Genomic DNA, 15,012 nt, shown 5'->3' on the forward strand with positions numbered 1-15,012 from the left:
TACTTTCTATCTCAAAAATACATAACTTGCGTCTCGCATGTGGGATTTGTCGAGCAAATGTAAAAGGAACTTCCGCCTTCAATCTTGAAGTATGTACATATGAAGAGGGGTGAGGAGCGGATGAAACCATCAACAGCCGTGCAGACAAAAGATCGTATAATTGATGCTGCCATCAGACTGTTTAACCAAAAAGGATTTTCTGGAACCTCTGTCCGTGAGATTGCGAAGAAGGCAAACGTCAACGTTGCCCACATATCTTATTACTTTCAAGGGAAAGGAGGGCTGCTTGAGCAGCTCGTGTCCGATTTTTATGAAGGCTATATTCATATGATTGAAAAACATATCCATCAAATGGAGACTCGTCACGCAAAAGATTGTTTACTTGGTGTGGTTTTTGATATTTTATCTTATCAGCACGAGCATCGTCAATTAACCCGTTTCGTTTATCGAGAGGTCACAATTGATTCCACATTAATCAGAGAAATTATGTCGACGTATTTGACAAAGGAGAAATATTTGTTTCAACTCATTATAGAAAAAGGGAAAAGCACCCATGTCATTTGTAAGCAGCTCTCACTCTCATCGTTTATGATTCAATTAAAATCACTGCTGATGATGCCATATTTGCAGCCGCAATACTTAACAGAAGTGCTTTATCTTAATCCAAGTGAGCCTTACTTTTATCAAATGTACTTCAAGGAGCTGAGCCGCTTGCTTGATCATTTGCTAGAACCAAAGGAAGCGAGATTGGATGCTCACATGAATCTCATGATGTCTTCGAATTGATCATAGGCATAACCAACATCTTCCGCTTGATGGGCATCAGACCCGAATATGAGCGGGATTTTTTTCTTTTTCGCAAGTTCAATCATCCAATTGTCTAAATAGATACTTCTGGCATATGTTTTACGAAGTCCTGATGTATTAAAATCTAAGGACATCCCTTTTTTTGCCGTTTCTTCAATACAAAGGGCGACCATTTGGCAGAGTTCAGAAGACATATTATATGGAAAAAGCTGATTGAATTTACGTACAAGGGTGATATGACCGATTCTCTTTGGCTTAAAGTCACCCAATGATGATAGAATAGAAGAATGAACTTGTTCATAGTAGCTTTGATATACCCGTTCTATACTGCCATAAATACGGATTAGCTGCTGGAAGGCATGTTCATCAAAATCAAGACAAATATAATGATCACCAGCAGGAAGAAAGTGAACAGATAAAATACCATCATCTAATTCAGGTCCGTAGCAGTCTAAAAAGGCACTTGTTTCCTCTTGATACTCTTTGATATAGTCAACCTCAAGCCCAGTTTTTACTATTAATTGTCCTTTGTACTCTTTTTTTAGTTGATCCAGCACTGTCAAATAATCTTCAAGGTCTGTGAGCTTCATGGCACTGTCCTGATCAGGCGTTGGGTCTCGAAAGGAAGGGGGCAGAGGTGCATGCTCAGTAAAGGTTATGGAATCAAATCCCTTTTTAATGGCTTTTTCAATATAAGAATGAAAGGAATCGAGCGAGCCGTGTGGGCAAAACGGTGTATGAATATGTGAATCTTGTTTCAGCATGTCGTCACCTCTTGTCGATATTTTGAAAAACGTGATGTTTATCAGCGAAAATAATGAAAAATCATGACCAAAAATGCTGGTTACATGGTATCATAATAACAATGAAAACGACAGCTACCATACACATAAAGCAGTTCACATCTACAGGTGTGATCAAATAATTGAAAGCTGAATTACTTTCTTGAAAAAACATACATAAAACCGTGAATGGATGTTAATGAAAAATATGTGATATTGCGAATAAAAAACAAATGCAAAGCATACACGAAAGGGTTCTCAGGTCTTACTTGGGACACTTTTACCCTGACATCACTTAGATCACAACAAGGGGGCTCATTATGGAGTTAATCATCGGTTTAATTGTCATTTTGCTTGCTTTGTTTTCAGTCGGTTATTTTTTGCGAAAAAATATATATAAAGAAATTGACCGATTGGAAGCATGGAAGATTGAAATTTTAAACAGATCAATTGTAGAAGAAATTTCAAAAATCAAACATCTCAAAATGACCGGAGAAACAGAGCAATTTTTTGAAAGGTGGCGCTCAGAGTGGGACGATATCGTCACCTCGCATCTTCCAAAGGTAGAGGAGCTATTATATGATGCAGAAGAGTATTCTGATAAATATCGATTCTCCAAAGCCAAGCAAGTCCTTACGCACATTCAGGACTTGCTAACTGCTGCTGATTCGAACATTGAAGACATTTTAAAAGAGATTGCAGATCTTGTCACAAGCGAGGAGCAAAACCGCAAGGACATTGAAAAGGTCAAAGAGCAATATCAAACAGTTCGTAAAAATCTACTTGCGTATAGCCATCTATATGGAACCCTTTATGACAAGATGGAGCAGGATTTAGATGAGGCTTGGGAAGGGATGAAGCAGTATGAAGAAGAAACAGAAAACGGAAACTACATGAAGGCAAGGAAAATTCTTCTTGAGCAAGACCGCAGACTTGATCAGCTCCAATTGTATATAAATGATGTACCGAAACTCATTGCTGATTGTAAACAAACAGTACCAGGACAGCTAACAAAGCTGAAAGACGGTTACAAAGAAATGACAGAAAAAGGCTACAAGCTTGAGCATATCCAAATCACAAAAGAGCTAGAAAAATTAAATAAACAGCTCAGCCGTGCGGAAAAGCTTCTCATTGACGAGCTTAATCTAGAAGAGGCATCAAGTATTCTGCAAATGATTGATGAGGCGATTCAGACGCTATATGATCAACTAGAAGCTGAAGTAGAGGCAGGTCATGAAATCAAAAGCAAGATGCCGGAGCTGACTGAAGCGTTCGAAAAGCTCGAACAAGATCATGTGCAAACAAAGGCAGAGACAGCCCTTGTGAAAGAAAGCTATAAGCTGACGGCAGGAGAGCTTGATCAGCAGAAAGCGTTTGATAAACGATTAGAAGAAATTGAAAAGCTCATGAAGCAAATTCGCGAGAAGCTTGATCGTGATCATGTGGCGTATTCGTTATTAATGGACGAAATAGACCAGCTTGCGACTTTTATTGATGAAGCAAAGGAATTGCATGAAGCATTTAAAGAACATCTTCAATCATTACGAAAAGAAGAACTGCAAGCAAGAGAAACGCTTGCTGAACTCAAAACGATGCTGACGGATACAGTGCGTCAGTTGCAAAAAAGTAACATTCCAGGCATACCTGCTGACATAAAGGATCGAGCCCAAAAGGCGCAGGACATGATTCAGCAAGCCCATGAACAGCTTGAGAACCTGCCGCTTAATATGACAGCAGTCAACCAACAATTAAAAGAAGCGTCTGAAACAGTGAGAAGTGTCTATAACGATACACAAGACATGCTGAATAAAGTTGATCAAATTGAACGTATTATTCAATATGGCAATCGTTTCAGAAGTCAAAATCATATTTTATCAGAGCAGTTAAAAGAAGCAGAACGAAGATTTTATGCATACGATTATACAGGTTCATTTGATGTGGCAGCAGCAGCGGTTGAAAAAGCATCACCTGGAGCAGTTGAGAAGCTACTTGCTCAACAGAAAAAAGAATATCAGCATCAATAAAAAAGCTGAAGTCCATTTACCGGACTTCAGCTTTTTAAATGTTATGATGCTTGTTCTTGACGCTGCTCTGGAACAGAAGAAGTGAAAAGAGAAATAATGAATCCAACAACAATTCCGAGTAAAGCAGGAACAATCCAGCCAATGCCAAGATCATATAAAGGTAATAATGTCATAAAGACGTCTTTTACTGGACCAATTGGGATGCTGGCAGCCGCTAAGCCGTCAAATAAGCTCACACAGCCAGTTAAAATTAAAGATATAACATAAACAGGTCTTCTATGACCAACCCATCTATCTGCAAGTGACAGGACAATGATCACAATGGCTAGCGGGTAAATAGCCGTTAGAACTGGCACAGAGAAAGCGATAATATGAGCAAGTCCAAAGTTTGAAATGATAAAACTGAATAATGTCACAAGTGTTATGACCATTTTATAAGAAAGTTTAGGCAATAACTTTGAGAAATACTCTCCGCATGATGTAACAAGACCAATACTAGTTGTTAAACAAGCCACAGTAATAGCGGCACCTAATACAATATTTCCTAGACTGCCGAATAGAAATTGAGAGGACCGAGCCAAAATCTTGCTTCCGTCTCCAATGAATCCAATCGCATGTGTACTAGAAGCGCCTAAATAAGCTAGTGACAGATATACAAATGTTAATCCGCACGCAGCAATAAGCCCAGCTTTGATACAAGCAGAAGCGAGAGCCTTTTTACTTGTCACACCGCGTCCTTTAATGGCATTGATGATGACAACACCAAACACAATAGAAGCAAGAGCATCCATTGTTTTATAGCCCTCTAGAAATCCTTTGAAAAATGAACCATTGCTATATGAGGCGTCTGGTGTGCCAATGACTCCCATTGGCGTTAAAATGGCTTTCACAATGATAACAAAGATAATCATAAATTTAATCGGTGTAAGAATTTTCCCTACACGGTCGACAACCTTTGTTGGATTTAAAGCAAGATAATACGTAATACCAAAGAATACAAGTGTGAATAAAAGAAGCGACAGCCAAGCTGGTACACCAGCTAAAAATGGTAATGCTCCAATCTCATATGATACCGTTCCTGTACGAGGAATGGCAAAAAGAGGTCCAATAGATAAATATAAAATGACTGTAAACACTGTGCCAAATGTCGGGTGTGCTTTATCAGCAAGCCCTTTTGCATCACGACCTGTTAATGCGATTGCGATAATGCCAAGAAGAGGTAAACCAACACCTGTTAATAAAAATCCGCCCATTGCTTTCCACACATTTTGCCCAGCATATTGACCGAGCTCTGGTGGATAAATCATATTACCGGCGCCGAAGAATAAAGCAAATAGCATAAAACCTATAATAACCGTATCTTTCGTCGACAAAGTTGCCTTCATTGAATAAAGCCTCCATTGTTATGTTGAAATATTCTGTTAATTAGTTGCTAAAAATCGTTCTTAATCAACATTCACTAATTATAAAGGATGTACGTCTGATGTCAACATGTGTTTTCATACAAAAGTCATGAATTTTTCTATTTCAGTATTTGAAGAAAAATAATAAATATTCTTAAGAAGCTTGGCGGGAAATAATTCGCTTCCTGTTTTTTGTCATATTAAAATATTCTGACATTTTTAATGGTGATATGACAATGGCACTATGCATGATATAGTGAAAATGGAAAGTTGTCAACCTGCCATTTATCAGATGAATTCTCGGTCTATTTGCAATATGTTAACATATAGATAAACTTTTTTAAAAAAGCTTTTCTATAAGGAGTTCCGATATGATTTATCTTGACAATAGTGCAACAACAAAACCTTACCCAGAGGTTTTACATGTATATCAACAAGTAAGTGAACGGTTTTTTGGAAACCCGTCTTCCCTTCATCAACTTGGAATTGATGCAAATCGATTACTAAGTGAGACACGAAAGCAAATGCTTCAATATGTAGGCTTGAAACAACACGAGATCATTTTTACTTCTGGTGCAACAGAAGCGAATAACATTGCCATTAAAGGTGCTGCTCTCGCCAAAATGAATCGAGGCAAACACATTGTGACATCAACAATTGAGCATCCCTCTGTCATCGAATCATTCAAACAGCTTAAAGCGTTATTTGGCTTTGACATCTCCTATATCCATGTAAATAAACATGGACATGTAGATTTGACTTCATTAAAAGAAGTTCTTCGTCCTGATACGGTGCTCGTGAGTATCATGCATGTGAACAATGAAACGGGTGCTATTCAGCCAATTGAAGAGGCTGGCAAAATCATACGTGAGTATGCAAAAAACGCACTGTTTCATGTGGATGGTGTGCAAGGGATGGGGAAGGTAGAACTGAATAAACAACAGATCGATATTGACCTTTTGACAATGTCAGGCCACAAAATTCACGGCTTGAAAGGGACAGGTGCTCTCTTTTTTAAGAAAGGCACTGTGCTTACGCCTCTATTCACAGGAGGAGAGCAGGAGTTTGGTATACGTTCAGGTACAGAAAATCCTGCCGGAGCCGTCAGCTTAGTAAAAGCAGTGAAACAATCATTTGAAAAACTGGAGAAGCACCGCAATGAAATGCTGTTGCTCAAAACAAAGTTGCTTGACCAGCTTGCTGAAATAGATGGTGTCATTATCAACACACCGAATATGCAAAGTGCTCCGCACATTGTGAATTTTTCTGTGCCAGGTATTCAAATAGAAGTCCTTCTCCATATGCTTGAAGAAGAAGGCATTTTCGTCTCTACAACATCCGCATGTTCAGCAAAGAAAAAGGAACCAAGTCGTGTACTGTTAGCCATGGGGAAATCAGAAGAAGTGGCTAAAAGCAGTATGAGAATCAGTTTAACATATGGACAAGGTCCTGAGCTCGTTTCACATGTCATCACATCCATCACACAAAGTGTGAAAAAATTAAAAGGAATGAGATAAACAACATGAAGTATGATCACATTTTAGTCCGTTTTGGTGAAATCTCTACAAAAGGGAAAAATAGAAAAAAATTCATTGAAAAACTGAGACAGCATATTCGATTCGTCCTGAAAGACTTTGAAGCATTAAAGTATGCTTCTGACAGAGACCGCATCACGATCATGCTAAATGGTGAAGATCCAGCGCCCATTTCAGATTGTCTAAAAGATGTGTTCGGCATTCAAAGCTTTAGTCTTGCTGTTAAATGTGAAACAAATCTTGATGCGATCAAGCAGGCGGCTCTAACTGCTGTACAAGAAGTGTATGAAAAAGGCAATACATTTAAAGTCACCACAAAAAGGTCATACAAACAATTTGAGCTTGATTCAAATGAAATGAACCGTGAAATTGGCGGACATGTGTTGCGAAATACAGAAAACTTGACTGTCAATGTGAAACAGCCTGATGTCCATTTGCGAATTGAAATCAGAGAGCACGCCACTTATATTACATTTAAAGATGTAAAGGGAGCAGGCGGATTGCCGGTAGGTTCAAGCGGAAGAGCCATGCTTATGCTGTCAGGCGGCTTTGACAGCCCAGTAGCAGGCTATCATGCCATGAAACGCGGGATTCAAATTGAAGCGGTTCATTTCTTTAGTCCGCCGTATACAAGTGAACGTGCAAAGCAGAAGGTGATTGATCTTGCAACCCACCTTGCCGCATATGGAGGCGAAGTCAAGCTTCACATTGTTCCGTTCACAAAAATCCAAGAGCTGATTCACAAACAAGTGCCAGAAAACTATACGATGACCTCGACGAGACGAATGATGCTGAAGATTGCCGATAAAATAAGAGCAAAGCGTGATGCACTTGCAATTATTACTGGGGAAAGTCTAGGCCAAGTAGCAAGTCAAACACTCGAAAGCATGTATGCAATTAATCATGTCACAAACACACCAATCATTCGTCCACTCATTGCAGTTGATAAAAATGACATTATCGAAGAGGCGAGACGAATTGGCACATATGATACAAGCATTCAGCCTTTTGAGGATTGCTGTACGATCTTTACACCACCTTCCCCAAAAACAAAACCAAAGCTTGAGAAAGTAGAAAGGTACGAAAGCTTTGCTGATTTCGAGCCGCTGCTTGACGAAGCATGTGAGCAAATGGAAACAATCGTTGTCACAAATGAAAAGAAAACGGCGGATCAATTTGCTGATTTATTTTAAAAAGAAAATTTCATAATAATTACCATCAAATCAATCGCATGAAGTCATGTGTTTCTACACAATCTATATTCACAAGGAGGTGAGAACACATGGCTCAACAAAACAGACAAAGCAGTTCTAACCAATTACTAGTACCAGGCGCTGCTCAAGCAATCGACCAAATGAAGTATGAAATCGCTTCTGAATTCGGTGTAAACCTTGGACCAGAAACAACAGCTCGCGCTAACGGATCAGTTGGTGGAGAAATCACTAAGCGTCTTGTATCTTACGCTCAACAACATATGGGTGGCGGATCTTTCTAAGACACACAATGAAAAAGCTATGGCTTATGAGCGGGATTATTCCCGCTCTTTTCTTTTTGTACATATGAATTGTTAGAATATTTATATAAATGGAGACGAATCAAAAAAATTATGGCATAATACTAGGAGTAGGTCCTAATCTAAGCGTTTTTCAGTTATAAGTGTTAAAATAGGTAAATTGAAACATAAAAGGTTTCAAAGAAAGAGGCTAAAAGGAGCGGTACCATGAAAAGAGAAGACTTAATTGCACCAGCACAATATAACTTAGTAAGTGAGATTGAAGCTTTCAGTCAAGACCGCGGGAAAATGGCCCTGCATTGGCAGGATGGAAATGGTCATGAAGCGCATTTGACATATGCAGCTTTAGTAGAAGAGGCCAATAAAATAGGTCATGTTTTATTAGATGCAGGATTTAAAAAAGGCGATAAAATCATTGTGATGGTGCCGCGCATGTTAGAGGCATACAGCATTTATTTAGCTATTTTAAAAACAGGCATGGTGGTCATTCCTTGTTCAGAAATGCTTCGTGCAAAAGATTTAGATTACAGAATTGCACATGCAGAAGCAAAGGGAGCCATCGTTTACGCTTCATTCATACAAGCGTTTGAGGGAACGAATTACCCGAAAGATTTTAAAACATTCTCGATTGGCGAAAATGATCAAGGTTGGGCAAATATTGTAGAACAAAAGAACAATAAACCAAGTGAGCTTCAAATGGCACAAACAGACCGATCAGATATGGCATTTCTATCCTATACATCAGGCACAACAGGAAACCCAAAAGGGGTTGTTCATACTCATGGCTGGGCTTATGCCCATTTACGTACGGCGGCCAAAGCATGGCTCTCCATTCATGAAGGAGATAAAGTATGGGCAACAGCAGGACCAGGCTGGCAGAAATGGGTGTGGAGTCCTCTCTTATCTGTCCTAGGCAGTGGAGCAGAAGGCTTTGTATACGGAGGAACATTTCATCCGAACACGTATTTAGAGCTGCTTGAAAAAAATGAAATCAACGTTCTGTGCTGTACACCAACAGAATATCGCTTTATGGCCAAAGTAGATAACTTGGATCAATATCAATTGCCAAAGCTCCACAGTGCAGTGTCTGCAGGAGAACCTCTCAATCGTGAAGTCATTGATACATTCAAAAAGTATTTTAATGTAGATGTGCGAGATGGCTACGGTCAGACCGAAAGTACATTGCTTGTGGGCGTGTTAAAAGGAATGGACGTCAAGCCGGGCAGTATGGGGAAACCAACACCAGGTAATGAAGTGGATATCATTGATGAGGAAGGCAATGTATGTGCACCAGGAGAAATTGGTGACATTGCTGTTCATCTTGAAACGCCGGCACTATTTAAGGAATATTACAAAGATGAAGAGCGCACAAAAATGCAGCGCCGCGGAGATTATTTTATCACTGGTGACAGGGCAAAAAAAGACGAAGACGGTTATTTCTGGTTTGAAAGCCGCAGTGATGACATCATTATCAGCTCAGGTTATACCATTGGACCATTTGAAGTAGAAGATGCACTCATCAAGCACCCAGCAGTCAAAGAATGTGCCGTCGTTGCAAGCCCTGACGAAATTAGAGGATCGATCGTTAAAGCTTATATCGTACTTCGTGACGCATCTGCACAAAGTGACGAGCTCATCAGAGAGCTGCAAACACATGTGAAAAATACCACCGCACCATATAAATACCCGAGAGAAATCGAGTTCATTGATGAACTCCCTAAAACACCGTCAGCGAAAATTCGACGTGTGGAGCTTAGAGAAAGAGAACTTGCGCGAAAAGCATAATCAATCATACTGGAAACGAAAAGAAGCGTTTGGATGGAAGACATCCAACGCTTTTTTTATTGTGTCGTATCTTAAGATGGATGTTCCAGATACAACAAATATTTTTTATCGAAGTGAACGATCAAGTATTCAAAGAGAGGATGAAGAGACAATTAAGTGAGGGTATATGCTACTTTTGATATTTTTTGGGAAAGAAAGTTACATGAAAAATAGGAGAAGCATTTTTTGAGCTTCCCTTCTGGCAATTCGCAATTTCATGAGGTGTGAGTGATTCATTGGTAGCTAATTGTTTTAAGATCAATGTAATGTAGTCAAAAGGTAAACAAGACGTGAAGCGGAAGCGCATATATCGCATTTTCAAATGGACATCAAGTATTCTGAGTCACTTTCCTTCTAATTTGAACCTGTTCTGTTTTAAAATGACAATGATGGGTGAGATACCTCACCCTCGCCACATGAAAAAGGGGGATAATGATGAAAAAGACTCTATTTAAAGATGCGGCCCTGCTGACTCTTGATCCATCTTTAGGTTTTCTAGAAAAGGGAGATATGATCATTGAAGGGGCAAATATTTTAGAAGTCGCACCCTGTATAGAAGCAGGTGATGCAGAGGTAGTGGATGCATCAGATATGGTCTTAATGCCAGGACTTGTCGATACCCATCGCCACGTTTGGCAATCTGTCATCCGCGGTATTGGAACAGATTGGTCTCTGCAGACATACTTAAGCAAAATATATTACGGCAACTATGGGGCAATGAGACGCCCATCTGATGATCGAATTGCAAATTATTTAGGCGCATTAGAAGCTTTAGATGCAGGCGTTACAACATTTTTAGACTGGACAATGATCAATTCGATGGATCATACAGAAGAGCTCATTGGGGGATTGAAAGATGCGGGCATTCGTGCCGTCTTTGCCTTTGGAACTTCTGGTGATGCAGCATATTGGGATAGAGAGAGCACACTCACAAATATGGAAGATGCAGCTCGCGTGAAAAAAACGCATTTTCAATCATCAGATCAGTTGTTAACGATGGGACTGGCAATTCGCGGTCCGGAATTTTCCTCTTGGGAGACATCAGTCTTTGAAATTGAAACAGCAAAGTCTTTAGATGTTTTATGTAGTATGCACATTGGGTTTGGAAATTGGGGGGGAGCTGACCGATCTATTGAACGGCTTCACCAAGCAGGATTACTAGGACCAGATGTAAACATGGTTCATATCAACGCAATCGATGCAGATCAAATGAAGATGCTGGCAGATAGCGGAAGCTCTATATCGATTACACCTGAAATTGAAATGATGATGGGACATGGTTATCCTGTGACAGGTCTTGCTATTGAACATGGTGTGCGCCCGACGCTTGGGGTAGACGTCGTGACAGCGACGGGAGGAGATCTTTTTACACAAATGAAGTTTGGTCTTCAGGCAGAACGTGCGATTCAAAATCAATCTTTATTGATGGAAGGCATAATGCCAGGACCAGAACTCGGGCTGTCAGCACATCAAATGCTTGAAGCGGCAACCATTGACGGTGCACGTGCATTAAAGCTAGACCATAAAATTGGATCGCTCACACCTGGTAAAGAAGCTGATTTCATTATGATCAATCGAACAAGCCTGAATTTCTTGCCAATGACAGATCCAGCCGGTGCGATCGTCCAAACTGCACACCCTTCAAATGTTGATTCAGTATATGTTGCAGGAAAAGCAGTGAAACGAAACGGAAAACTTATCGGTGTGAACCTAGAAGATGTCAAACAAAAAGCCTATGCTGCAAGAGACCATATTTTATCGCACAAGTTTGAATCGACTCCTTTATAAATGTCAACCCTCATAGGATGAGCCTATGGGGGTTAGCATGATCAAGCTTTTCTGATGACTAAACGATCGACAGGATACGAAGAAGGTCAGCAGGTGAATTCCTGCATGACCTGATAGGAGTCTGTAATCTCATAGACATCATCAGACCAGTTGACGTAACGTTCTTTGTCTTTGATTTCTTGAAAAAGGGTTGTATCGTCCTTAATCAGTAAAATTTTAAACAAAGCACTTTATCAAAATAGTTTGTATGTAAATTGTAGCGAAAAAAATGCCCTGCCGCCAGAAGCAGACAAGAAAAAAGCAAGGGAAGAGATCCCTTGCTTTATATTATTTACCTAAGAAATGCTTTTTAAAGAATGATAGTTGGTATTCTAGTGTGAGTGGATCATTAAAATAAAATTCTTCAGCATTTGCTTCAAACACACGATGTTTTTTCACAGCAGGAATGGATTTGTATATTTCACTGTTCTGATAAGAATTATCCATTTCGCTATTTTTACTAATAATCATATAGTCCCCAGCAAAGTCAGGTAGGACCTCTTGTGAAATCGTATAATAGCCGGGTTTTAAAGCTTTTTCTTTTACTTTTTCAGGCATTTTTAGTTTCATTGCTTGGTACAGAATTTCTGTTCCTCGACCCCAAGCATCTCCAAAAACGTAAAGATCTTTTGGACCGCTCTCAAAAACAGAGACTGTCGCATCTTGACCGATTTTTGCTTTGATTTCTTTACCAGCTTCAGTCGCTCGTTTTTTGAAATCTTTGACCCATGCTGTTGCTTCTTTTTCTTTGTTTAATACTTTCCCAATTTCAATATGCTGTTGTAAGTAATCGACTTTGTTATACGTAAACAAGACAGTAGGTGCGATTTTTTTTAGTTTCTCTACATTTTTTGTATTACTTAAGCCAATGATGACATCAGGCTTTAGTTTCATGATTTTTTCCACATTTTCATCGGATACTTCTTCCACATTTTTTAATTTTTTTTGGAAGCGAGGATTCTTTTTTGACCAAGAGTCAACACCAACAAGGTTTACTCCAAGTGACATGACATTGCCCGTATAAGAACCTAGAACAACCACACGTTTTGGATGTGCAGGCAGTTTTACAGGACCTGTTTCAGATTGGTATGTAATCGTGTCAGATGACTTCGATTGATTTCCTTTATTTGAGGATGAGTTGCTGCTATTGCCGCAAGCGCTCAACGCAAGCACAAAGATGAGTATCAGAGGGAACAGTAATTTCTTCATGAATGTAGACTCCTTTGCAATCGGCTCACATGCCGAATATTTGGTATTTAAGTGATAATAATTATCATTATCACTTGATTATCATATCATAGAAGAGGAGTCTGTTGTCAATTACATTTTGTCAGATGCGCATGAAAAGAGGGTAAAAAGTCGGATAATGTTCTTTTTTTGACAGAGAGGAGATTTTTTCAATATAAAAAACCAAAAGATCGAGGCGGCGTATAGCCCTGATCCTTGGTTTTTATTTAAACCAACCTTTTTCTTTTGAGCGGGTAATGGCTTCAATTCGATTTTTTACTTCTAGTTTATCCAAAATGATGGATATGTAGTTACGGACAGTTCCGCTTTTTATGCTGAGTTGTTTTGCGATTTCTTTTGTGTTTTTCCCGTCTGCTACAAGCTCAAGGACAGATTTTTCTCTTTCGGTCAAAGGGTTTTCTTCTCTGTATAAGTCTTCCATCAGCTCGGGGGCATACACCCGTTTTCCTTTCATTACGCTTCGAATGGCACTTGCCAGTTCTTCACTAGGGCTGTCTTTAAGCATATACCCGCTCACACCAGCCTTCAGTGCCCTTTGGAAATAGCCGGGGCGGGCAAAGGTCGTTAAGATGATAATTTTCACATCAGTCTCTTTGAGTTCTTCTGCTGCATCTAATCCGGATTTCCCCGGCATTTCAATATCCATTAAGCATATATCAACGGGCTGTTTTTTAGCAAAATCAATGGCATCTTGCCCATTTGTTCCTTTACCAACTACTGTCATATCCTCTTCTAAATCGAGGAGTGAACCAAGTGCACCAAGCAGCATTTGCTGATCTTCAGCAATGAAGATGTTGATCATCTGTGCGCCTCCTTTTCTTTTGATGATGAATCATTTGGGATGCTCATGATGAGCTTTGTTCCGCCTTTGGTCTCAATGCGCAGGCGTCCATTGGCAAATTCCAGTCTTTCTCTAATTCCTAATAGACCGTGTCCTTTCGTCTGGGAGGACAAATGGTCTCCTTTAAACGTTCCGTCATCTTCAACCGTAATGACCGCTTCCTTTGACTTTTGATGGATCGTGATCTTACAGATGGTGGCATTACTATGTTTGACGACATTGGTGACGGCTTCTTTCATACACATGCTCACAATGTTTTCGTTGAGAAGAGAGATGTGTTTCGGTGCTCCTTTTTCATCATATATCAATTTGATATTGGCTGCTTTAAGAATTTGTTGAATGTTTGACAATTCATCCTTTATACGGATGCCTTTCATGGAGGATACAATTTTTCTCACTTCATTGAGAGACGTTCTGGCTGTTTGTTGGACGCTTTTCAGTTCAATGCGTGCTTGTTCAGGGTCTTTGTGAACCAATTTTCGGGCAAGGTCACTTTTTAAGCCGATAAGCGATAGCTTTTGGCCAAGTGTATCATGGAGATCCCGGGCAATGCGTTGCCTTTCTTCAAGTTTCACAAGGTCAGCGATACGTTCATTGGCATATTCTAACTTCTCCTCAAGCTGCTCTCGTTCCTTCCTGCTACGAATGCTAAGCGGCAGGAGAACGGCACTAATAAACGTGATGACAACAAAGGGAATCTGTGTGAGAAACCATCCTTTTTTTAAAATTAGACTAAAATTCACCGCAACAGCGGCACTAGCAACGTGGGTGTAGTACAAAATATAAAATGGTACTTTGTTTTTAATATGACCATTGAAATAAGCAATGCAAAAAGCAAAATAAAAGTAGCTGTACATCATCACATATCCAGTAGAAATCGCAATAAGCAAAAGACCTAATACATATAAAGACCAACCTTTTGCGACAAAGGCAAAACGATAGGTTGCAAAAAAAACGATGTTCAACATGATACCGACCACAATGCCTATAGTCGAAGGGGTCTTAAGGATAAAATAAAAGGGCAGGATGAAAAATATTGCCCATATATAAGGGGAGATCCCATGTAATTTTTGAAATTTAAAATGTTTTTTCATCCAAAGCCACCTTTTCCATATTTCATTCTTTCTCATTACTTTATCAAATTAGGGTCGTTGCTGCATCTTGCAAATACAACAAGCTCCTTCTATGAAAGAAAGAGCCTGCGTATA

At 39.6% G+C, this 15,012-nt stretch carries 12 protein-coding genes and 1 pseudogene; 7 read left to right on the forward strand and 6 right to left on the reverse strand.

Going from position 1 to position 15,012, the window contains the following annotated elements:
• Window positions 1-120: 120 nt before the first annotated feature.
• The gene (gene refZ, locus ABVJ71_RS16230) at window positions 121-786 is read left to right on the forward strand and encodes a forespore capture DNA-binding protein RefZ (RefSeq protein ID WP_353854930.1); all 666 of its coding nucleotides are present in this window, start codon (window positions 121-123) and stop codon (window positions 784-786) included.
• Here refZ and hisJ read toward each other — a convergent pair.
• Window positions 756-1,571, reverse strand: coding sequence for a histidinol-phosphatase HisJ (gene hisJ / locus ABVJ71_RS16235; protein ID WP_353854931.1), 816 nt, complete (start codon window positions 1,569-1,571; stop codon window positions 756-758). The genes refZ and hisJ overlap by 31 nt on opposite strands.
• Before the next feature lie 338 nt (window positions 1,572-1,909).
• Between hisJ and ezrA the strand changes: the two genes are divergently transcribed.
• Window positions 1,910-3,613 (forward strand): septation ring formation regulator EzrA, encoded by a 1,704-nt coding sequence (gene ezrA / locus ABVJ71_RS16240; RefSeq protein ID WP_353854932.1) that lies wholly within the window; start codon window positions 1,910-1,912, stop codon window positions 3,611-3,613.
• A 41-nt stretch (window positions 3,614-3,654) separates the two neighbouring features.
• Here ezrA and brnQ read toward each other — a convergent pair whose 3' ends face one another.
• The gene (gene brnQ, locus ABVJ71_RS16245) at window positions 3,655-4,998 is read right to left on the reverse strand and encodes a branched-chain amino acid transport system II carrier protein (protein ID WP_353854933.1); all 1,344 of its coding nucleotides are present in this window, start codon (window positions 4,996-4,998) and stop codon (window positions 3,655-3,657) included.
• A 389-nt stretch (window positions 4,999-5,387) separates the two neighbouring features.
• Here brnQ and ABVJ71_RS16250 point away from each other — a divergent pair, with 389 nt between their 5' ends.
• The 5 genes from ABVJ71_RS16250 (at window position 5,388) to ABVJ71_RS16270 (ending at window position 11,676) form a co-directional block, all read left to right on the forward strand.
• Window positions 5,388-6,533, forward strand: a complete 1,146-nt coding sequence (locus tag ABVJ71_RS16250) for a cysteine desulfurase family protein (protein WP_353854934.1) — start codon at window positions 5,388-5,390, stop codon at window positions 6,531-6,533.
• A 5-nt stretch (window positions 6,534-6,538) separates the two neighbouring features.
• Entirely contained in the window at window positions 6,539-7,744 is a 1,206-nt protein-coding gene (thiI, locus tag ABVJ71_RS16255; RefSeq protein WP_353854935.1) for a tRNA uracil 4-sulfurtransferase ThiI, read from the forward strand.
• Window positions 7,745-7,833: 89 nt separating this feature from the next.
• On the forward strand, window positions 7,834-8,046 hold the full coding sequence (locus ABVJ71_RS16260; RefSeq protein WP_353854936.1) for an alpha/beta-type small acid-soluble spore protein: 213 nt from the start codon (window positions 7,834-7,836) through the stop codon (window positions 8,044-8,046).
• A 225-nt stretch (window positions 8,047-8,271) separates the two neighbouring features.
• Window positions 8,272-9,849 (forward strand): acyl--CoA ligase, encoded by a 1,578-nt coding sequence (locus tag ABVJ71_RS16265; RefSeq protein WP_353854937.1) that lies wholly within the window; start codon window positions 8,272-8,274, stop codon window positions 9,847-9,849.
• 474 nt (window positions 9,850-10,323) lie between these two features.
• The gene (locus tag ABVJ71_RS16270) at window positions 10,324-11,676 is read left to right on the forward strand and encodes an amidohydrolase family protein (RefSeq protein ID WP_353856722.1); all 1,353 of its coding nucleotides are present in this window, start codon (window positions 10,324-10,326) and stop codon (window positions 11,674-11,676) included.
• 92 nt (window positions 11,677-11,768) lie between these two features.
• Here ABVJ71_RS16270 and ABVJ71_RS16275 read toward each other — a convergent pair.
• From ABVJ71_RS16275 to ABVJ71_RS16290, 4 genes and pseudogenes are all read right to left on the reverse strand, one after another.
• Window positions 11,769-11,900: pseudogene (locus ABVJ71_RS16275) on the reverse strand (DNA-binding response regulator); the annotation flags it as partial.
• Between the two features lie 103 nt (window positions 11,901-12,003).
• Window positions 12,004-12,924 carry an iron-hydroxamate ABC transporter substrate-binding protein gene (locus ABVJ71_RS16280; protein ID WP_353854938.1) on the reverse strand — a complete coding sequence of 307 codons (921 nt, stop codon included), beginning with the start codon at window positions 12,922-12,924 and terminating at the stop codon, window positions 12,004-12,006.
• A gap of 241 nt (window positions 12,925-13,165) precedes the next feature.
• Window positions 13,166-13,765, reverse strand: a complete 600-nt coding sequence (locus tag ABVJ71_RS16285; RefSeq protein ID WP_353854939.1) for a response regulator transcription factor — start codon at window positions 13,763-13,765, stop codon at window positions 13,166-13,168.
• Window positions 13,762-14,898 carry a sensor histidine kinase gene (locus ABVJ71_RS16290; protein WP_353854940.1) on the reverse strand — a complete coding sequence of 379 codons (1,137 nt, stop codon included), beginning with the start codon at window positions 14,896-14,898 and terminating at the stop codon, window positions 13,762-13,764. Before ABVJ71_RS16290 ends, ABVJ71_RS16285 begins: the two co-directional genes overlap by 4 nt.
• Window positions 14,899-15,012: the final 114 nt, after the last annotated feature.

This window comes from Bacillus sp. Bos-x628 (assembly GCF_040500475.1).
Classification (GTDB): Bacteria; Bacillota; Bacilli; order Bacillales; family Bacillaceae; genus Bacillus; species Bacillus maqinnsis.